The organism is Aliisedimentitalea scapharcae, assembly GCF_045277565.1.
GTDB lineage: Bacteria > Pseudomonadota > Alphaproteobacteria > Rhodobacterales > Rhodobacteraceae > Aliisedimentitalea > Aliisedimentitalea scapharcae.
Map to the genome: position 1 here is coordinate 1,674,633 of NZ_CP123584.1, position 19,432 is coordinate 1,694,064.

Here is a 19,432-nt window from a genome sequence, read left to right on the forward strand (position 1 = left end):
GCTTGACCTTGCCCCACCTGGGCCGCAGAAAACATATGACAGATATGACCAAGGAAACGTTTTCATGACCTACGACCCCGACAATATCTTTGCCAAGATCCTGCGCGGCGAAATTCCGTCCAACAAGGTGTATGAAGATGACGACACCTTTGCCTTTATGGATATCATGCCGCGGGCCGACGGGCATCTGCTGGTGATCCCCAAAACGCCCTGCCGGAATGTTCTGGACGCCAGCCCCGAACAATTGGCGGCGGTCATGTCCACGGTTCAGAAAATGGCACAGACCGTATTGCGGGCGTTTTCGGCCGATGGGGTTACCATTCAGCAGTTCAACGAAGCGGCAGGCGGACAGGAAGTGTTCCACCTGCATTTCCACGTTCTGCCGCGTCATGACGGGGTCAGCCTGCGGGCACCGGGCCAAATGGGTGACTTTGACGTCATTGCCGGGCATGCCGATCAGATCAGATCCGCGCTCTGAATCCGGGTCGCAACAAAAATTGCCGCCCCGCAAATGTGCGGAGCGGCGGGCTGTGCTGAAAAACTTGCAGTGTTATGCGTTACCGATCAAAATTCGAGATGAGAAACCTAACCGGTTCCCATTTGTTCGGGCCGCGATAAGATCGACGGGATAGATCCGTTCTGACCCTGTGGCGTTAATAACGGATCAATATGTAGGTTTTTTGACAGGTCTATGGGCTTCAGTTGCAGCAACCGACACACGGGAACCATGGCGACACGCCGCATACACGTCGGATCACACGCGCACAGGTGGTGTCGACGATCTATGAATCTGTGATCAACCCGGCACAGTTCGAAACATTCCTGGACCTGTGGTCGCGCCATTTGCACGATACGGTCGCGTGGGATCAGGGCGACGCCCTATCGGACGGGTTTGAGGCCAGTGGAGATCTGGAGCAGGGGGGGGGCGGATGCCAGCCTGCACCAGCATTTCACCCAAGCCCAAAGAATGTTTGAGAATATGGAATGTCTGGCACCGCAAACCGACATTCTGGATAGCGTTCGCCGGTCCAATGGGCTGATTTGGCGGTATCCGAAGACGGCCTGCTGCGGGCAGCCAGCGAGGCGGCGCAGATCTGGATGCCCGGAGCCGGGGCGCTGGCGGACCTGCGTGCACAGATCACCGGTCAGTCTCGTCAGGTGCTGGACCGCATGATCGACCAGTTGCACGAACAGTCGGTCAAAATGCTGACACCGGCTGTTCTGAGGGCCAGGACCCAGCCGCGCCATCTGATTGCGTGGCAGTCGCACAATGGCGGCACGCCAGGACGGGCAGGGGGCACCGGCCCTGTTTGTTGATCATGGCTTTGGATTTTCAGTGGACGGCGCACGTCGCGCAGATGTTGGCCAAGTCCTTTGGTCTGGCACGCGAAGAAGTGGAGGTTACCGGGCATCTTTTGGACGGCCTGACGCCGAGCGAGATTTCAGCGGCAACCGACAATTCGGAACACTCGGTGCGTACCCAGATCCAATTGGTTCTGGCCAAGACAGGGGCACCGGGGCCGATCGAATAGATCCGTCTGGTTGCATGTCTAAGCAATCAGGTTTCGAATGCAGCAGATGATCAGGGGCCGCCGGGGTTGTTGCCCGGCGAAGTGCCGGGCTCGCGGGCTGGCTGCAAGGTCTAGGTGTTTCACGCAGGAAACCCGAAAGGCATTCCGGTGATCTTTTTGCATGGTATGTTGGACGGGACAGCGGTTTTGCGATGTCTGCAAGGCAGGGTGAAACATGAGAACTATCAGGTTCTGGCACCGATGCGGCCGGGGTTCGGTCTGAGTGATCCAGTCACGAATGCCAATGAGATGATGGATCGTGTGACCGAACAGATTGCTGACCTGATCAAAAGCGAGAGGCTGGCAAAGTCGATCCGCTGGGGCATCTGGCAGGGGGGATTTATGGGCATGTCCTGGCGCATCGGTTGCGGGATCGCGTGGCCGGGTTGGTGGCTGTTTCCAGCGGGGCTCCGGTCACCCGGCTGGGTGATATTTCGTCCATGTCTGCCCGTGTGCGGGCGATCGCCTATACAGCGCGATATACCCCCTCTTTGTTGCCTGCGGAGTTGCGGGCAGGGGTTGCAATGATCGACAGCCATGATGGGGATGGCTTTATGGATGTGCAATTCCCCAAGGGGAGCACGGACCGACGGACGATCCAGCAGTTGGCGTTAGGGTCCCTGATCCAGGATGGCTATCGTCTGTCCGTTCAGCAAGGCGTTGCGGGATTTGCCTGTGCTTCCCATTGGGCGGTGCGGGATTTGGGGGGGGGGAGTTGGTTCGGGGCGCTATGGTACCGGGCATCTATCTGCATGGTGGGCAGGATATGGTGAACCGCGCGCATCGCGTCACCCAGGCAATGACGCGCTGGCCCAAAGTGCAAGTGCGTGTTCTGCAAGATGCCGGGCAGCTTTTGTTTTATGAACGTCCCGATCTCGTGTTTGCCGCGCTTGGTGAAATCGCGGCCTTGCATCGGTGATCTGAATCAGTCGGAGCCACCAAAGACAGTGTCAAACCCGCGCCGAAGGGCGACGTCCAAATCGTCCATCACTACTGGCAGACCCAAGTCTACCAGGCTGGTGACACCGTGTTCAGTGATGCCACAGGGGACAATGCCGCCAAAATGGCCCAGGTCCGGGTCTACATTGATCGAAATGCCATGAAAGCTGACCCATTTACGTAGGCGGATGCCGATGGCGGCGATCTTGTCTTCGCTGGGGTGCCCGGTGACGGTCACAGGTTTGTCGTCGCGCACGACCCATACTCCGACACGCCCGTCGCGGATATGGCCGGTGACATTGAATTCTTCCAGTGCCAGAATCACCCAGCGTTCCAGCTGGGCGACAAAGCGGCGCACATCATGACCGCGTTTGCCGACATCAAGCATAACATAGACTACCCGCTGTCCCGGCCCATGATAGGTATATTGCCCGCCGCGTTTGCTGTCGTAAACAGGGAACCGATCGGGATCTGTCAGATCTTCGCGTTTGGCGCTGGTGCCAGCGGTATACAGCGGCGGGTGCTCGACCAGCCAGATACATTCATCCGCTTCACCCGCAGCAATGTCTGCTGCGCGCGTTTCCATAAAGGCGACAGCCGTTTCGTAATCGGTCAGCCCGTCTGTTGTGATCCATTCAACCATGCTCACTGCTTATGCCAGCGTGCCCGCAGGCTCAAGCCGCCTCTGCCAGGCAGCGCGTCAGAACATCGGCATAGGCGTCAGTGCCCTGCGCGCCCGTGACCAGATATTTGCCTGCAAAAACCATGGCAGGAACACCCGTAATCCCGCGCGAGGTCCAGAATTGTTGTTTCTGGCGAACCTGTTGTGCGCGCTCGCCACTGTTGAGAAGCCGTCGGGCTTCGTCCGGATCTAGCCCGACCGACTCCGCCATGCCCACCAGGACATCGCTGTCGGATACATCCAGCCCTTTGGTGAAATAGGCTGCAAACAGCGCCTGTTTCAGGTCAGTCTGTTTGTCGCTGTCTTCGGCCCAGTCCAACAGCTGATGGGCGCGAAAGGTGTTCACCATGCGCATCTCATCAGTAAAGTTGAAGTCAATGCCCAGATCGGCACCCAGATCCGTCAACCGTTGCCGTGCCGCGATGCTGTCCTCAGCGCTGATCCCATATTTTTGCATCAGGTGTTCGCGCAGATTCTGCCCGTCGATGCCCATGTCAGGGTTGAGTTCGAAAGGATGCCAACGTACCGCCGCACGAATTCCTTCGCGCTCCAGTGCCTGGCTGAGCTGGCGGAACCCGACAATGCACCAGGGGCACACAACGTCGGAAATAATATCGACCTGAACAGTGGCGGCAGTCGTGGTAGTCATCTGGCGGGGTTCTCCAACAAGGGGATTGCAGCGCTGCAACACAGTTGCAGATAACGGCCGGGATCATTATTTCAACCCGCTTGAAAAAGAAGTGATTTGCCTCTTCACAACCTTATCCAGCTCGTCTATATCGCCCCGTACCAAGCCTAAGACAGTGCGGTCGTGGCGGAATTGGTAGACGCGCAGCGTTGAGGTCGCTGTTCCTTAACCGGAGTGGAAGTTCGAGTCTTCTCGACCGCACCAACTAAAATAAAAATATCTAATATTTTTAAGTGCTTGATGGAGTGGTAGTGTTTCGCGTCCACCTTGCCTTTCCCCTTTCCCCTTTAAGCACTTAGATCATCGCGGATACTGTCGTCCTATCACCAGGATGACCGATAATCAGGCAGCTGTAAAAAGGTGGATAGCCGTCATGAAAAAGATGCCTGGAATGAGTGCTGATTCCGGTGGTTCACGGCAAGTCGACTTGAAGGCAGAAATGCGCAGATAACGTACTTTGCAAAGTTACACGAACCGCCCACAGCAGTCATTCAAGACAGACGCAGCGGAGGTCGGCTCCCAACCCATTCCTGCCGTTGACTATCAGACTCTTCTGCTGTGTTGCGGCCCATGGGACCGGGCTTTCGCCGCGCGTGCGAAATCAGGCGACGCGCGAATTCACACGAAGCGGACAAAACGCCCTTTCGCTGCGCATTCACGAATGACCGGATTATGTGGTACGCGACGCTGGCGATAAGGCTCTTGGAGATCTCAGGCCACTGGCTCTAAACCTCAAGAGAAACAGAGTGTAGCACGTCATCGGCCTTTTGTTACGCCTGTTTCAATTGAGACATCAAATTGGACGCAGCATTGCGTGTTTCCTCCAGCGCTCGCTCTGCGGCATCAAGCAGCAGGTCACGTGATGAAACCATGGAGCCGCGCTTCAGAGAGTCTTCGATTTTATAAAAACTCCTGTGTAGACCTTTTGCGCCCAGATTGGCACAGACGCCAGTGGTGTTGTGGACACGGGATATCACGCATTCTTCCTCAAAATACGAAGGGTCGCACGTCTTAAACTGTTGGATGATGGTGGAGGCCTCGTCAAACAGTTCATCCAGACTTTTGCCAGTGCGCTCAAGGCCACTTGTCGAAACCAGCACATTAAGGGGCTCCAATTCGAGCGCCGGTCGCGAAGATTTGTCGTCGAAACCGACCGCGCGCTCCTTGGTCACCTTATCAGTCAACGCAACCCGGAGCGCTTCGGTCGAGATGGGCTTGGTTAAGATGCCCTGCATTCCAGCGGCAAAGATCTTGTCCCGGTCTTTCGGACTGGCATGTGCGGTTTGCGCAATGATTTTTGTGCTCTGGTTGGGACCTTGGCGGTCACGTAGCAATCTGGCGGCCTCGGTACCGTCGATGTACGGCATGCTTATGTCCATCAGTATTAAGTCAAAGTGCTCATTCATGGCCACGTCAATCGCATCCCGCCCGTCTTCGGCCTCAGAAACGGAGTGTCCTAGCACCTCGAGCATATCTGCAAGTAATAGGCGATTTATTTTGTTGTCATCGACAACGAGAACTTTTTTGTGTTCGGCGGCATCGATCGCAACGTGATCACCACTAAGTGACCGCGCTTTGTCACAGTCCCGACTGTCGAACCGGGCAGAGCCTGGCGTGAGCCCAACTGGAATACGAACACAGAACTCGCTTCCAGCACCATGCTCACTCTTGAGATCTATCTGACCGTCCAATGCGTTGACAGACGTTGCCACGATGCTCAATCCCAGACCTGTGCCTTCAGAATGGCGCCCGTATGATGCGTCGAGCACTGTGAATGGCTCAAAGACATTTTCGATATCACATGCCCGTATCCCAGGGCCGTTATCTTTCACCGCAAACTCGAGGATACCTTCCGGATCAAACTCCAACAGGATGTCGATTTTTGCGCCTGCTGCAAACTTTACGGCGTTGCCGACGAGGTTTGCAGCAATTGTCCTGAGCAACCGCGGATCAGTCTCAACATCAAGCGGCATACCTGGTTCGAACCTGAGAGTGATCTGACTGCCAGCGCGCTCTGCCTGTGCAGAGTTTTCCTCTACAATTTCATTCATCATATCCGACAGATTAACACAGTCCTTTTGAAGTTTGACTTTGCAGCTTTCGAGTCTGCTCACTTTCAGAACGTCGTTAACGTGCTTGAGAAGAGTGTTGGTTGAGGTGCTCACGAAGCCAAGATATCTTTTTTGCAGGTTGGTCAACTCAGTCCGTTCGAGAAGGTCCACAGCACCAACGACTCCATTCAGCGGCGTCCGCATCTCGTGACTGAGCACCGAGATAGCTTTAGACTTGCGCATGTTGGCTTCTTTGGCCGCTTCCAGCGAATTCTCCAGCAGCGCTCTATTTTCTGCCCAGTTGTCCAACAAGCCGTTGAAAACGTACCGCAGAGAAACGAGTTCAGTCGGCGTCAGACAATTGAAGTCGGGCACGCGCGCCGAAAGGTCTCCACTTCGGACTTTATTGACCACCTCTGACAGCCTGTGAATGGGGCGAGCAATCAGACCCGACAAGACCCAGCTGGCCAACGCGGCAATCAAAAACACCACTAATAATGTGAGAAGGAGTTTGTTCGCTTCAACGCTCGCCGCCTCTTCAAGCTCGGAAATAGGCTGTGGAACCATCGCCCCCCAACCTGTGGACGGCACGGAAGTGTAGCCTGCAATCACGTCAGCCTTCAACGGAGGTGCGTAGAACTGCATTACTCCGGTTTGACCCGATGTCATGCGTTGAACAACTTCAAGCCCGGCCACGTCTTTGGACGTTTCAACCCAGTCCTTTTTCGGATGCGCCAAAACACGGCCCTCGTGATCTACAATCATGGCGTGACCACGATCGCCAAAGGCGATGTCAAGCTGTTGTGAAATCAGGAAACTCGTGTCGATCACCCCTACCAGAAGCGTTCCAGAAGCAGATAAGCGCGTGATGTAGATAACTGGTCCAGACGGCGATTGCTGGACGCCCGAAAACGTTGACTTTTCGATTGCTGCATTTTCGCGAAGGCTGGCCAAGGCCGCCTCGGGTGGCGTTTCAAACTCTCGGGCATATAACACGTTCACAACGTTATTGTCGGGACTGAAAACCGCCACCGACCGAAAATCGTATGACCCAAGCAGTTCATCAATCGAGCCCGGAGCGAAACTGTGGTCATAGTTGGCCACCACAAAGTCGAAAGTGGCTTTGACGTCGATCGCGTATCGATCCAGCGTCGATGCAAGGTTCTCAGCAATGACAAGATGCGATTGCTCCACCTTGTCCAGCTCGCGCTGAAAAGCCACTTTGTAACGGTTCTGCAAAAACACGCTGATGGCTACTAGCAAGACAACCACCATGCCCAGAAACATGTGGACGCGAACTCTTTGGATTGTTCCAAAGGCGCGTGAGAAGCGTTGTATTACATATGCCACAGAACTATCCCTCCGATGCGGAGGAGTTTAGACCGTCAGAACAGGTGCATGAGGGGGAATAAAGATTATCCCATATATGCTTTCGTATATGTACGATAATCGTTTGATTGGGATATGAAAGATTTTGTCCAAATCGGATGTCAGAGATCGGACGATGGGACCGCAAAGCTCAGGTTCAATATGTGTGTTTGATTTGTGTATTGCTCTTTGCGATTTACGTCCGCTTAGCGCGGTTTGCGCCAGTTCATTCACTGCGCGGCACTGGTCAATAGGGGCTCTACACCTGCCGTTCGCTGCACCAGGTGCGGATGGCTGCAGGCGGCCCGAAGCGGACATTGCTGTCATTTGTGGGTTGCGACCGCACTGCGGGACAAGCCGACATTCAACCTTTACGCCAAGGGTTGAAGAAATAGGTCAGAAAGAATGCTATGGTCGCTCTGTAACATCAGAATCAAGGCTGCTCAAAAGGGGACCATATCATGCTTCGAGCGTTGGCTATCTTTGCAACAACCTTTTTCACTCCTCTTTCTGCTTCAGCGCAGTTTATCCCGTCGGAAGACAGCCTTGAGGGGCTTTATAGCGGAAAAGCTTATTCGCCCTTTGCCGAGCGATCATTCCCAAGTCGGGTTTTTTGGGGCGACACTCATCTGCATACGGGTCTGTCCATGGACGCGGGCCTTTTCGGCAATACGACCGGACTTGATACGGCTTATCGGTTTGCGCGAGGCGAGCAGGTTATGGCGGCCTCTGGTCAACCTGTGAAACTGGCGCGTCCGCTGGACTGGCTGGTTCTGACCGAGCATTCCGACGGAATGGGTATGATCACGGACCTTGCAAAAGGAGCGCCTAATATTCTGGCGTCAGAGCAAGGCGCACGCTGGGCGGCAGGCATTGCTGAAGGTGGAGAGGCCTCAGCAGCCGCGGCCCTTGATCTGATCACTAACTTTTCTCAAGGAAATATGGATCCAAAACTGATTGCCGACTATTCGCCCGGTTCGCCAATCTACAAAAGCGTCTGGGAGGATATAGTCGAGGCTGCCGAAACTTATAATGATCCTGGCGATTTCACAGCATTTATTGGATATGAATGGACGTCACTTGTTGCGGGCAACAATTTGCACCGCAATGTCGTGTTTCGTGATGGCGCGTCGCGAGCCTTGATGGTGGAGCCGATGGTGACGCAAGGCCCGATGGGGTCTGTTGATCCTATGGACCTCTACGCGTGGCTGGAAAACTACGAAGATACGACTGGCGGCAGTGTCTTTGCCTTGGCGCACAACGGGAACCTGTCAAATGGGATTATGTTCCCCACAGAGACCCGCTTTACCGGGGATGCGGTTGATGAAGAATACGTAATTGCGCGGGCTAAGTGGGAGCCGTTGTACGAGATCACACAGATCAAGGGGGATGGAGAAACACATCCGCTATTGTCTCCGGATGATCCTTTCGCAGATTACGAGACGTGGGATGCTGGTAATCTCGACATTTCTGAGGCCAAGACCGAAGACATGTTGAAGCGCGAATATGCGCGAGAAGCATTGAAGCAGGGCTTTGCTTTGCAAGCTGAGTTTGGGGTTAACCCTTACAAATTTGGGTTCTCCGGCGCAACGGACAGTCACACCTCGCTTTCGACAGCGGACAGCGACAACTATTTTGGCAAGGCAACCAATGCCGAGCCGTCTCTGACGCGCATGGAGCATCCGTTTACCAAGACAGAAAATGGAGAGTTCCCGGGTTGGTCCCTTGTCGCATCTGGGTACACTGGCGTCTGGGCCGAAGAGAATACCCGCAAGAGTATTTGGGATGCGATGGTCCGTCGCGAGGTCTATGCAACCACGGGTCCACGCATGATGGTCCGGTTCTTCGGCGGCTGGGAGTTTGATGACAGTGACGGCCAGTCTCGGACGCCTGCCTTTGTCGGCTATGAAAAAGGCGTGCCGATGGGCAGCGATCTGAGAACTGCGCCAGACGGTGCGGATGCGCCCAATTTTATGGTTTTTGCCTTGCGTGATCCGATAGGGGCAAATCTGGACCGGATCCAGATTGTGAAAGGATGGATGGACGCCGACGGAACCCTTCAGGAAAAGGTCTATGACGTTGCGTGGTCAGACGATCGTGCGCTGGACGCTAACGGAATGGTTCCGCCGGTTGGAAACACTGTCAACGAAGACATTGCCAATTACACCAACACCATTGGCTCTGCTGAACTAGGAGCTATTTGGACGGATCCTGATTTTGATCCCAGCCAACACGCGTTTTACTATGCGCGGGTGATCGAAATCCCGACACCCCGGTGGGTTCTTTATGACAAGCTGCGATTGGGCGCAGAAATCCCTGAAGATGCAGTGACCGTCGCACAAGAGCGTGCGTACACATCTGCTATCTGGTACACGCCGGAAGGCTAGCAACCTGGCAGCCATACCAGACTGCAAACGGATGACTGCATCCGGGCTCAAAGCGGACCTTGGTCCCGTTTGCAGAGAATGACAACTCTCCGCCCTGGGTGTCGAACAGACATGTCGGCTTTGGGCTGACTTCGGGCATCCGGTGGGGCAGATCAGACAACTGGCGGTGGCCTTTTGGTGCAAAATCAGGTGCTGCACCGCCGCAAGTCGGCTGTGAGCCCGAAGCAGTCATGGCCAAACACCGTACCGCGCGGGTGCAGCATCAAGGCTCGCTTTCAGTTCGCCGGGTTTGCTTCTAAGGCGAGCAATGTAATGTAAAAGGTATTCTTTGAAATACCCAGACCTCAGACTCCTAGGATCACGACAATTAACGCAAGGGCACCAAGAACCGCAACAAGTGCCTCTACGATCCTGGTTCCGGACACAGGCATTTCAGGGTAGACCGAGTTAAGCTGGCGTAGATCTCGTCGGTGTTCAAGACGCCCCATGATCAGCGTGGCCAATCCGATCAAGATCAGGGCAATACCGAACTCACGCGGTCCGATCGCTGATGCGTCGATGGCATGTTTCTCTAGTTCGAAACCAAAGAACTTATACACCGAGAATCCAAACGTGATCATCGAGGCGCCGGTGCGAACCCATGCCATCAATGTGCGCTCATAAGCGATACGGGTCCGCTCGAGGGCCAAGCGCTGCCCCAGCGAAAGCGTCGCGGCATCCTGTGGTTGACTTGCAGGCATACCATTTCTCTCCTTGTCCGAATTGTTTCTGCAAGAGGGAGTCGCAACAGCGAAAAGCCCCGCTTATAGAGCACCCATCGCCAGCAATGACTGACGGATGATTTGGAGACCCAATGCGACCTGAACCACGCTCAGCACGGATCCCAGGATCGCCAGTACAATACCCAGGGCGGCCAGCACCTTGCGGGCAAACAGCATAGCCAGAAAGTTCAACAAAAGGATCGCCACCAAGATCGAACCAATCTGAAGCTGGCTCTCCACGTCAGGCGAAAAGGACAGAAACACGATTAACGCGGCAATACCGTAAGGCGTTACAATCACCGGGAAAGCAAGCGGGTCCAGCGCGAGCTTCACCGATGGCTCTGCCTTGGCTTCTGCGGTAGACCCATGCGTCGAAAACGAAAATTGCCTTACAGTGTCCTGAATGGCCACGAGAAACAGAATGACGCCAGCAGAGAGTGCGAGAACCGGAAGCGGGACGCTATGTTTCGCCAGAATCATTTCACCGAGCAGGCCCGCAATCAAAAGTGCACTGCCCGAAAAGAGGATGGCATTGCGCGCAATCTTTTTCTCTAGCGCCCGATCCGCACCCTCTGTCATTTTCACGAATGGGCCAATGATTTTGGTTGGCCCGAGCATTAAAAAAAGAAACGTAACGATATGAGGTATCGGAAAATAGATGGTGTCCCCGGTCACAGGGATTTCCGACTGCGCGGCAGCACGGGTGGTCATCATCCCGAGGAACATGAAGGACAAGCTGGCTGTAGACGCAGATACAGACAGAACACTTTTAGCTCTATGGAAAACGAACATCCCTGGCGCTCCCTCTGTTAGCATGTAGGCATTTGTTAGCCCGGCCTCTGCCGAGACAACAGGACGCAACTACTCCGGGAACGCGCGGGTCTGACCGCTGTCGCGCAGTTCATCCAGGCTTTTGCCCGCGCAGGTGCCCTCGGCGCGGTTGTCAACCATACCTTCCGCTGAAACGGCTACGACGATATTGGTTGTCGTCATGTATACAGCGCTACCGTCTGCATTGACGCGTGCTAGGTAGCCAATCACAGTGACATCTTCTTTTGCACAAATCAGTGCAAGCGGCAGGTCCCCAATCGTTGTGCTTTGTTGCGCAGTTGCTGTTGTTGCCATGCTTAGAATTGCAAACACCAAAATCGCCGCCAAAGTTGAAGGCCGCCGATGTGGATAGCACCTTATCGCCGTTCGTATATGTCTCGTCCGTGAGTGTTTGAGCATTGATAATAAAGACATTTTTGATTCCCTCGAATTCTGTCAGTTCGCGTATTCCCGGCCGCTTCCGGATTGATTGGCCAAATGTGATCTCTCAGGCGGTGGTCGTGGAACAACCCATGAACCGCACCGCCCGGCTCAATCCTATGGATCGGCAGGTTTGGGAGGGCTTTCTTTTAGGATGATCTTTTCAGGATCGTATCCGTAAACCCAGGGCGCAGAGTTCTTCCAACCGTTCCTCATCCTTTTCCCGTGGAAAACACTCCCCGGATCGTCAACCTTGTCGCCCTCAACACCGTCAACGATATTGAAGGCGTTCGTGAAACCGGCGACTGCGAGTTGGTTCACGGCAATCGCGCCTCTGTCCCCAGACCGACAAGTTATGAGAAGGACATCATCTGGTCCAGCCAGTCCCTTTACCTCGTCGACGAAATCCGGATTCCACTGGACCGCGTGTTTCGTCTTTCCCGCTTTCCTTTGGTAGGTCACGAAGGCAAGGGGAACGTTCCACGCCATTTCCGGATGCCCGACGAAAACAAATTCCTCAGGAGTGCGTATATCAATGATCTTCACATTGATCGGATCGGCTCGCCACATTTCATAGGCATCTGCTGACGTGACATAAAGCTTGAGCGTCGTCCTTTTGCCCTTTGGAAGGTCAGCGTCAGAGATAGGTTGAGGTTGCATCTTTAACGACTCCTTGTTTGCCGGGTGACCAATGCCTGGAACGGGCGTCGGCATCGGTTCGCTTGAAAAGACTCCAACCAATGCTTTACAGCGCCATTAACCGAGACGCACATTCTGTGCGTCAAGCCCACCCCCTTCGGGAAGCTTGCTCCAACTGCGGCGTTCCCATTCTTCCTTCAGCACTTCTGCCGCCGCTTTCTCTAGAAATTCTGGTGCTGACCACTCGTCCACATCAAAGTCGTTTTCGATGTAGCCATGTTTGAACATGAAATCCTTGCCAATCTTGATGGTTTGCATGTTCTGCGCGCTTAGACTCGGGACCATATCAACATTCTTAATACCCTCGTATGTATCTTCGGCATCAAGATAGAAGGTCTGGCGGTTGAGAATTGCAGCAGCAGCGTGCTTGTGATCGTTGGACCAACGTCCAACCTTGATCATGGCCTTCATATACGCAACGACCAGTTCCGGGTGCTCCTTCGCCATTACCTCGGTACAAGTAATAACAGCTGGAGTGTTTGCTACTTGAACCCTCCAATCCGGATAACGGGTCAGGTCCTCGATCATCGCCAACTGGCCGGTCGCCTCCTGAATATGCTGAAACACCTTGCTCTGCGTATAAATGGCATCGACCGTGCCTGCCAAAAGGGCCTTTTCCAGTGGGCGGAAGGCGTAATCGTGTTTGTGATCGCGCTTGAGCCAGGTTTCCGACGGATTGTTTATCGGTGTCAGCATTTGCGGGTCGTCGTACCAGTCGTCTGGATAGGGGAATTCGACGATCTCGACGTCGTCCATCGTCATATCGTTCAACATCAGCATGTTCTCGATGCCCATGTGCTCTTGAATGCGCCACCAGTCATTCTTGATCGTGTTTTGGCTTTTGGTGAGGCCGATCTTTTTACCTTTTAGATCTTTCATCTGGAACAGATTGTCACTTGCGCGGACGGCCATGCAGCCGCCTTCGTTGACCCAAGTCGCCCCGAGCAATACCGTCCGGCGTATGTCAGCGTTCACATGAATGGGAGGATAAAGCCCGCCGAACCGGATCAGGTTATCTAGGTTATGGATGTAATGTGGGTACCAATTGTTTCCTTCTGCATGTCGGAAATAATCGTACTCAACCCCAATTTTCTTGTATTCTTCGCGGCACCAGCCAAGTTCCTGATCAACATTGTTGGCCGAAACCATGGGGCAGTTTGTGTACCAAACCTCTTTCCAATCCAAAGGGACGGTATTGGCTTTTCTTTCTTGGGAAGGCATTATTTCGATCCTTTCAGCAGGTATTTTGGCGAGACTCGTCTGTACTTGTTGGCCAAAGTTTACCTGACGCTGATGGGGTTTTGGAACGACAGGGAAAGACAAAGAATAGACATTTTGGGACACAGTGAGTAGATTTGATGAATGTCTTCTTCGGCCTCCACGTCCCAACCGGTTCTTCGTGTCTCTACGGTACATGGCGTGCCCGATATTTTGCGCAAACTTGGACAGAATCCATCGCAGGTCATTGATGATTTGGGCTTTGCACCGACTCTCTTCGACAATCCCGATAATCGCATAACACTTGCTGAACGTGGTAGGTTGCTTGAATGTTGCGGGAAAGTGTCCGGGTGCCCGCATTTCGGGTTATTGATTGGTCAACAAGATGGTCTTGACCAGCTTGGAATTGTGGGGCTTCTCGCTCGGCACGCCCCTGACGTCGGCACAGCGTTGCAACGGCTGATCCGACACTTCCACCTTCAAGCGCAAGGGGTCGAAATCGGCCTTGCTGTCGATGGCGGTCGGGCGCTCTTTTCGTATTCGATCGCTGAAGAAGGCGTTACTGGGCTTGATCAGGTGGGCGATGGTGCCGTCGCGGCACAGTTTAACATTATGCATGAACTCTGCGGTCCCGACTTTAGGGCGCTCGCGGCATGGTTTGTTCGCCCAGCTCCCAAAAACCTGAAACCCTATCGCGATTTCTTTCAGATACGCTTGCAGTTCGATGCTTCAATCTACGGCCTGGAATTTTCTTCAAGTTGGCTTACGCGCCGCTTGCCATCAACAGATGAGGCGCTCGCGCAACTCATTGCCGAGAAGTTATCAGTGCTGGAAAGTCAGACAGCCGAGGACCTTTCCGAGAATGTACGACGATTGATGCAGACGGCCTTGGCCTTCAACCATGTGGATGCCCATCAGATTGCATCGATGCTTGGCTTGCATGTTCGCACCTATCATCGCCGATTGCATAACGATGGGACAAGTCATCGAGAGTTACTGGATCAAACTCGAATGGCCTTGGCATTCAGGCTGCTCGAATACTCATCCAAAGATATTGCCGAGATTTCTACGTTACTTGGATATGCCGAAGCTCGATCCTTTATCCGCGCGTTCAAGCGCTGGACCGCAACTACGCCTGCCCGCTGGCGGAGGCAGCAGACAATTTAGACAGGCTACGAGGCGTTGGCGTCGAGTGACTGGGTCTTGGGGCGGTGGAACTTCGTTGCGTGGGACGGATTTGTTGTTTGCTGATGAGGCTGAGTGTGCCGCAGGTGCATCAGTCCGGATTGTCCCGCAGTGCTGCCTTCTAGCCATCAAAAATTCTGCACCATGTGCCGAACGGCAGGAATGCGAACGCTGCATTGTAGCGTGAGCCGATCTCGTAGATGTCTCTTTTGGGCCGTTCCGGTTCATCCGGAACACTTGGTGAACCAAACTTTGCAAAGGTCGCTTTATGCGCTTCGCGGCCATTGGTTGGAGGCGCAGCATCTGTCCGGTCGGCCATCACCCCTTGAATGGCAGCTTTCGAGAAGTTGGGTCGGATGCTTTGCTCTCGCAGCATAGCTGAAGTCGCACCTGGCACGAATGTCGCGAAAGGGCTGCCTGCAGCCATCCGCACCTGGTGCAGCGAACGGCAGTAGGGAGCCCATTTCGACTAATGCTGCGCATCGACCGAACTACTGCTTTTCAAGGCATGGCTACTCGCCAAGGTGAAAATGCGGTATGCTGAGAGACAACAACAGAGGGCTGCGTATGATATTTCTATTGCGTCACGGGGAAACCGAATTGAATGTGCAAGGACGCCTGCAAGGTCTGAGTCAGGCCAATCTTACGGAAGCTGGACGATCTTTTGCACAAGATACTGCCCGCGTGATATCTCGCGAGGTTGGTGAAGGCGATTGTGTGGTTTTCACAAGCCCTTTGACCAGAGCTTTGGAAACAACCGAAATCATCTCGGCGGAACTTTCAGGTCTGAAAAAAACGGTGGTGGATGACCGGATATCCGAAATCGATTTTGGGAGATGGGACGGGCTTACATACGATGAAATCGACGCGGGCTGGCCCGGTGCCCGTGATGCGGGCATGCCCGGCGAATGGTATTTTAAAGCACCTGGAGGTGAAGCTTTCGATGCCTGCCGGGTTCGCCTTGCGCGTTTTCTGGAAGACGTGACCAACGACCTCCGCGAACACAAGATCATTGTTTCGCATGGATTGGCCGGTCGGGTATTGAGGGGAATTCATGCTGATTTGCCCAAGCCCGACACCATGTCCCTGCCGGTACCTTCGAAAGCCTTTTTTATTTTGCATATAGACGGCGGCATCAAGGAGGTGGTGGTAGAATGATCATCGAAACGGATCGCCTTATCCTGCGGCCGGTAAGCAAGCAAGACACACAAGACATCGCGCAGGTCGTTTTTTCAGACCCCGGTGTCGTAGGAATGCTGGCGCATGACATCAGAACGCAAGACAGCGCCATCGCCGAAGCCGAGCGCTGGACCTCGATCATGGGGATCGACGGTGGCATTTGGGATGATGGTGGAATGGGTCTTTTTGCGATCGTGCTCAAATCCGATCAAGCCTTGGCAGGCGTTACCGGCTTTTACATGGAACGCAACGAACACCAACGCTGGAACGGCGAATATTTCTATGCATTGGGAACTCGATGGCATGGTCGCGGGCTTATGAGCGAAGCTGCTGACACATTGGGTGAGAGGCTTCGTTCCCTTGACGATTTAGGTGTCATCTATGCTGGCTACTGGGACATGATAAACGAAGCCTCCGGACGCCTCCTTCGTCGCACTGGGTTAAAGCCAGAAGGGCGAAAGTCTGTGATCGAAGAATATGGCGCAGATCGATGCCGAATGATATTCGAATTCGATCTTTGGCGCCTCTCAAACGCTGCGCCGGGTGAGGTGCGAGATTCGATCCTAGCCCAAGTTGCACGTCGCGCGGGCGCATTCGTTGCAGAGGACATCATCACCAAGGATGAAGCCCTAAAATCGCTGAAAGACAGATACGGATCGCCTTCGCTGAACCGCGATGCAGTAACGATGCTGGAAGCGTCCATAAAACGCCCCGGCATGGCTTATCTAGAAATTCGTGGCTCGGGCGGCACGGAAGCGCCGCAAAACCGCTTGAAGTGATTAAGGAATCGCCTCTCACAACTGCCAAGTTACCTTAAACCAGACTAATGCCATTAGGAGACATTCGTATGTCTGCTGGCAACGGCAGTTTCGTCCCGCATAGGCGACTTTCATACCGAAATCGTGCCGCAATGTTCGATGAACGTCCGCTATTAATGCGGCGGTGCAGAGTGATTTACTTCAATGGAGGCCAAGCGACAAAACTTTGCAAAGGTCATGACCTGCTCATCGCCGCGGCCCCTGCGGATGGCTGCCCCCAGCCCAGTCTGGACATTCGTGCGGCACCGGCATCAACTGGCACCGCCCGTAGGTCGGGCGAAACCGGTCATTCGCTGCGGCCGCGAAAACTTGCCGCCTCGATACACGGGCGGCCATATTAGTCGCCAATTTAAAGCTAAGAGGTATGAAGTTCGCGGTTAGTGGCATCCCACATCATATGTGCCTGTACACGACCAAGAGCATCTTTTGCGTCGCTCGCGAAGAAGAGCTTTTCAGTTGTGTCATACCCAAGCCGCAACCCAGTACTCATGCACTCAACCATTTGCTGATCTAGGTCGTCTTGAACCTCAAACGGATTAACTTCCTTAACAACGTGAGCAATTAACCCAAGAACGAAAGAGTACCCCCTCGGAATTACGGCGCTTGCAAGTGAGCGAGCTCTAGGACATGCACGCTTGGTGATGGCATCTGCTTGAGGTTCGCCGCCAAGCGTCGTCTCGATTTCGGCCAGTGATTTTCCTGCAATCCATGCTAAAGCACCACTGAGAACATGCCGCATAACTTGTGCATCCAGCGGTGCGGTTTTGGGCTTACCTGAAACAGCCAACATTGCACTCTGCGTATCAGCAAGCAATTCAGCGCGAGCTTCATCGTCTTCAATGAGCCATTCTGTCATCCATTCAACCCAACTAGGTATGCTTGTCGGTAGGTTGCCAATGGACTTGGTGATGCGCTCTTTGAGGCGAACGACGACTTCGGATGACAGTCCACTTTGAGATGCCAGAATAGCGGATGTTTCGTCTGCGCCTCCTTGATGGCGTTCCTCAACTGCTGCGTAAGCGTTAGCTGGATGGCACCAGCGGATTAGCTTGACGGCGCAAATTTCCACGGCAGAAGGTCGTCAAGGCGGCTTTGCGGGTGGCCGTTGGCGATTGCTGAGAGGGTGGCCTTGAGATAGGCGAAGGGTTCGACGCCGTTGATCTTGCAGGTCTCTATCAGCGAGGCGATGCGGCCCCATGCGATGCCGCCTTCGTCGTGGCCGGCGAAGAGCGCGTTTTTGCGATTGAGGGCGATGGGGCGGATGAGGTTTTCGACGCGGTTGTTGTCGATCTCGACGCGGCCATCGGTCAGGAAGGTTTGCAGCCCATTCCAATGGTTATGGATGTAGGTCAGCTTTTCGCCGAGCCGGGATTTACTGGAGACTTTGCGGCGTTGCGCCTGAAGCCAGTCGCCGAAGGCTGCGACCAGCGGCGCGGTGCGGGCCTGACGGGCTGATAATCTCTGGCCGGGCGAGATACCGCGGATATCGGCCTCGACGGCGTAAAATTCGGCGATCCGGTGCAGCCCTTCTGCGGCGATCTCTGATCCGTCGCGGTCGAAGACTTCTTTGAGCTTGCGGCGCGCATGCGCCCAGCAATGGGCCACCCGAATGGGCGTACCACCCTTGCGCGAAGGTTTGGTCAACCGATTATAGCCCTGATACCCGTCGATCTGCAGGATGCCATCGAAGCCGGTGAGGAAGGTTTCGGCATTCTCACCCGCACGACCCGGGGCATAGAAGTAAACCACGCCGGGCGGGTCCTCACCGCCCCAAGCTCGGTCGTCGCGAGCCAACGCCCAAAGATACCCGGTCTTTGTCTTTCCGCGCCCCGGGTCCAGCACCGGAGCCGTTGTCTCGTCCATGAACAGCTTGCCGGATCGTTTCAGATGGTCGGCCAGCCGGTCGACAACCGGCTTCAAATGGAACGCCGCTTTTCCGACCCAATCGGCCAGCACCGCGCGGTGCAGATCAAGCCCTGCGCGCGCCAGTATTTGGCTCTGGCGGTATAAGGGAAGATGGTCCGCATATTTGCTGACCAGCACATGAGCGATGGTGGCCTCGGTCGGCAGGCCGCCCATGATCAGATGCGATGGCGCTGATGCCTGGGTGACCCCGTCGGTGCAGGTCCGGCAGGCATACTTCGGGCGCACGGTGACGATGACGCGCAGCTGGGCAGGCACGATGTCCAGCCGCTCGCTGCGGTCTTCGCCAATTCTGTGCATGACACCGCAGCCGCATGGGCAGATCAGGCTGTCAGGTTCGATGACCTCTTCGATGCGCGGCAGCGCAGCGGGAAGGTTGCCGATGGTGCGCTTGGGCGACGGTTTGGCCGTCCCGTCGCCCGCTTTGGCGGCCTGTTTTTCTTTTTCCGCCTCGACCTCGGCCAGCGCGATGGACAGATCCTCGAACGCCAGTTGTCGCTCATCCTCGGACAGCTTCTCTGACCGTTTGCCATGCAGGGCGTGGTTCAGTTCAGCGATCAGATGTTCCTGCCGCTTGGTGATATCCTTCAGCGCTGTCACCTCATCCATCAATGCCAGAACCGCTGCGCGCTGCAAAACCGGGATGGCAGAAAGATCAAGAATGGGGGCTGTTTGCATAGGCCAGAGCTACCACAAAGCCCCAGTAAAAACA

At 54.7% G+C, this 19,432-nt stretch carries 21 protein-coding genes and 1 tRNA gene; 11 read left to right on the plus strand and 11 right to left on the minus strand.

Annotation, left to right across the window (positions count from 1 at the left end; genetic code table 11):
• The first annotated feature begins 64 nt into the window (after window positions 1-64).
• The 6 genes from QEZ52_RS07815 to QEZ52_RS07840 all read left to right on the plus strand — a co-directional run bounded on the left by QEZ52_RS07815 (window position 65) and on the right by QEZ52_RS07840 (window position 2,490).
• The gene (locus tag QEZ52_RS07815) at window positions 65-478 is read left to right on the plus strand and encodes an HIT family protein (protein WP_406649187.1); all 414 of its coding nucleotides are present in this window, start codon (window positions 65-67) and stop codon (window positions 476-478) included.
• A gap of 224 nt (window positions 479-702) precedes the next feature.
• On the plus strand, window positions 703-975 hold the full coding sequence (locus QEZ52_RS07820) for a hypothetical protein (RefSeq protein ID WP_406649191.1): 273 nt from the start codon (window positions 703-705) through the stop codon (window positions 973-975).
• A 66-nt stretch (window positions 976-1,041) separates the two neighbouring features.
• Window positions 1,042-1,317: a hypothetical protein gene (locus QEZ52_RS07825; RefSeq protein WP_406649194.1), complete on the plus strand. Its 276-nt coding sequence runs from the start codon at window positions 1,042-1,044 to the stop codon at window positions 1,315-1,317.
• Between the two features lie 2 nt (window positions 1,318-1,319).
• A complete protein-coding gene (locus QEZ52_RS07830) occupies window positions 1,320-1,532 on the plus strand; it encodes a helix-turn-helix transcriptional regulator (protein ID WP_406649196.1) in 213 nt (70 codons plus the stop codon).
• Between the two features lie 404 nt (window positions 1,533-1,936).
• On the plus strand, window positions 1,937-2,344 hold the full coding sequence (locus QEZ52_RS07835) for a hypothetical protein (RefSeq protein ID WP_406649200.1): 408 nt from the start codon (window positions 1,937-1,939) through the stop codon (window positions 2,342-2,344).
• On the plus strand, window positions 2,338-2,490 hold the full coding sequence (locus QEZ52_RS07840) for a hypothetical protein (protein WP_406649203.1): 153 nt from the start codon (window positions 2,338-2,340) through the stop codon (window positions 2,488-2,490). Before QEZ52_RS07835 ends, QEZ52_RS07840 begins: the two co-directional genes overlap by 7 nt.
• A 6-nt stretch (window positions 2,491-2,496) precedes the next feature.
• On the opposite strand, the gene lipB is transcribed toward QEZ52_RS07840, so the two are convergent.
• Together lipB and QEZ52_RS07850 are read right to left on the minus strand one after the other, a co-directional pair.
• Window positions 2,497-3,153, minus strand: a complete 657-nt coding sequence (gene lipB / locus QEZ52_RS07845; protein ID WP_406649206.1) for a lipoate-protein ligase B — start codon at window positions 3,151-3,153, stop codon at window positions 2,497-2,499.
• Between the two features lie 31 nt (window positions 3,154-3,184).
• On the minus strand, window positions 3,185-3,841 hold the full coding sequence (locus QEZ52_RS07850; protein ID WP_406649211.1) for a DsbA family oxidoreductase: 657 nt from the start codon (window positions 3,839-3,841) through the stop codon (window positions 3,185-3,187).
• A 156-nt stretch (window positions 3,842-3,997) separates the two neighbouring features.
• On the opposite strand from QEZ52_RS07850, the gene QEZ52_RS07855 reads away from it, so the two are divergent.
• Window positions 3,998-4,084, plus strand: a tRNA-Leu gene (locus tag QEZ52_RS07855).
• A 566-nt stretch (window positions 4,085-4,650) separates the two neighbouring features.
• Here the strand turns inward: QEZ52_RS07855 and QEZ52_RS07860 are convergent.
• Window positions 4,651-7,218, minus strand: a complete 2,568-nt coding sequence (locus QEZ52_RS07860) for a response regulator (RefSeq protein WP_406649214.1) — start codon at window positions 7,216-7,218, stop codon at window positions 4,651-4,653.
• Between the two features lie 542 nt (window positions 7,219-7,760).
• Here QEZ52_RS07860 and QEZ52_RS07865 point away from each other — a divergent pair.
• Window positions 7,761-9,686, plus strand: coding sequence for a DUF3604 domain-containing protein (locus QEZ52_RS07865; protein ID WP_406649217.1), 1,926 nt, complete (start codon window positions 7,761-7,763; stop codon window positions 9,684-9,686).
• Between the two features lie 344 nt (window positions 9,687-10,030).
• On the opposite strand, the gene QEZ52_RS07870 is transcribed toward QEZ52_RS07865, so the two are convergent.
• The 5 genes from QEZ52_RS07870 to QEZ52_RS07890 form a co-directional block, all read right to left on the minus strand.
• The gene (locus tag QEZ52_RS07870; protein ID WP_406649220.1) at window positions 10,031-10,426 is read right to left on the minus strand and encodes a YidH family protein; all 396 of its coding nucleotides are present in this window, start codon (window positions 10,424-10,426) and stop codon (window positions 10,031-10,033) included.
• A gap of 63 nt (window positions 10,427-10,489) precedes the next feature.
• Window positions 10,490-11,239 carry a MarC family protein gene (locus tag QEZ52_RS07875; protein ID WP_406649222.1) on the minus strand — a complete coding sequence of 250 codons (750 nt, stop codon included), beginning with the start codon at window positions 11,237-11,239 and terminating at the stop codon, window positions 10,490-10,492.
• Between the two features lie 69 nt (window positions 11,240-11,308).
• On the minus strand, window positions 11,309-11,572 hold the full coding sequence (locus QEZ52_RS07880) for a hypothetical protein (RefSeq protein WP_406649223.1): 264 nt from the start codon (window positions 11,570-11,572) through the stop codon (window positions 11,309-11,311).
• 243 nt (window positions 11,573-11,815) lie between these two features.
• On the minus strand, window positions 11,816-12,358 hold the full coding sequence (locus QEZ52_RS07885; RefSeq protein ID WP_406649224.1) for a rhodanese-like domain-containing protein: 543 nt from the start codon (window positions 12,356-12,358) through the stop codon (window positions 11,816-11,818).
• 96 nt (window positions 12,359-12,454) lie between these two features.
• Window positions 12,455-13,618 carry an ABC transporter substrate-binding protein gene (locus QEZ52_RS07890; RefSeq protein ID WP_406649225.1) on the minus strand — a complete coding sequence of 388 codons (1,164 nt, stop codon included), beginning with the start codon at window positions 13,616-13,618 and terminating at the stop codon, window positions 12,455-12,457.
• A gap of 198 nt (window positions 13,619-13,816) precedes the next feature.
• Here QEZ52_RS07890 and QEZ52_RS07895 point away from each other — a divergent pair, with 198 nt between their 5' ends.
• Window positions 13,817-14,782 carry an AraC family transcriptional regulator gene (locus QEZ52_RS07895; protein WP_406649226.1) on the plus strand — a complete coding sequence of 322 codons (966 nt, stop codon included), beginning with the start codon at window positions 13,817-13,819 and terminating at the stop codon, window positions 14,780-14,782.
• A gap of 139 nt (window positions 14,783-14,921) precedes the next feature.
• On the opposite strand, the gene QEZ52_RS07900 is transcribed toward QEZ52_RS07895, so the two are convergent.
• Window positions 14,922-15,227: a hypothetical protein gene (locus tag QEZ52_RS07900; protein WP_406649227.1), complete on the minus strand. Its 306-nt coding sequence runs from the start codon at window positions 15,225-15,227 to the stop codon at window positions 14,922-14,924.
• Between the two features lie 140 nt (window positions 15,228-15,367).
• Here QEZ52_RS07900 and QEZ52_RS07905 point away from each other — a divergent pair, with 140 nt between their 5' ends.
• Together QEZ52_RS07905 and QEZ52_RS07910 are read left to right on the plus strand one after the other, a co-directional pair.
• Entirely contained in the window at window positions 15,368-15,958 is a 591-nt protein-coding gene (locus QEZ52_RS07905) for a histidine phosphatase family protein (RefSeq protein WP_406649228.1), read from the plus strand.
• On the plus strand, window positions 15,955-16,758 hold the full coding sequence (locus QEZ52_RS07910; RefSeq protein WP_406649229.1) for a GNAT family N-acetyltransferase: 804 nt from the start codon (window positions 15,955-15,957) through the stop codon (window positions 16,756-16,758). Before QEZ52_RS07905 ends, QEZ52_RS07910 begins: the two co-directional genes overlap by 4 nt.
• A gap of 394 nt (window positions 16,759-17,152) precedes the next feature.
• On the opposite strand, the gene QEZ52_RS07915 is transcribed toward QEZ52_RS07910, so the two are convergent.
• On the minus strand, window positions 17,153-17,653 hold the full coding sequence (locus tag QEZ52_RS07915; RefSeq protein WP_406649230.1) for a hypothetical protein: 501 nt from the start codon (window positions 17,651-17,653) through the stop codon (window positions 17,153-17,155).
• A 188-nt stretch (window positions 17,654-17,841) separates the two neighbouring features.
• Window positions 17,842-19,329, minus strand: coding sequence for an IS66 family transposase (tnpC, locus tag QEZ52_RS07920; protein WP_406650379.1), 1,488 nt, complete (start codon window positions 19,327-19,329; stop codon window positions 17,842-17,844).
• Between the last annotated feature and the right edge of the window lie 103 nt (window positions 19,330-19,432).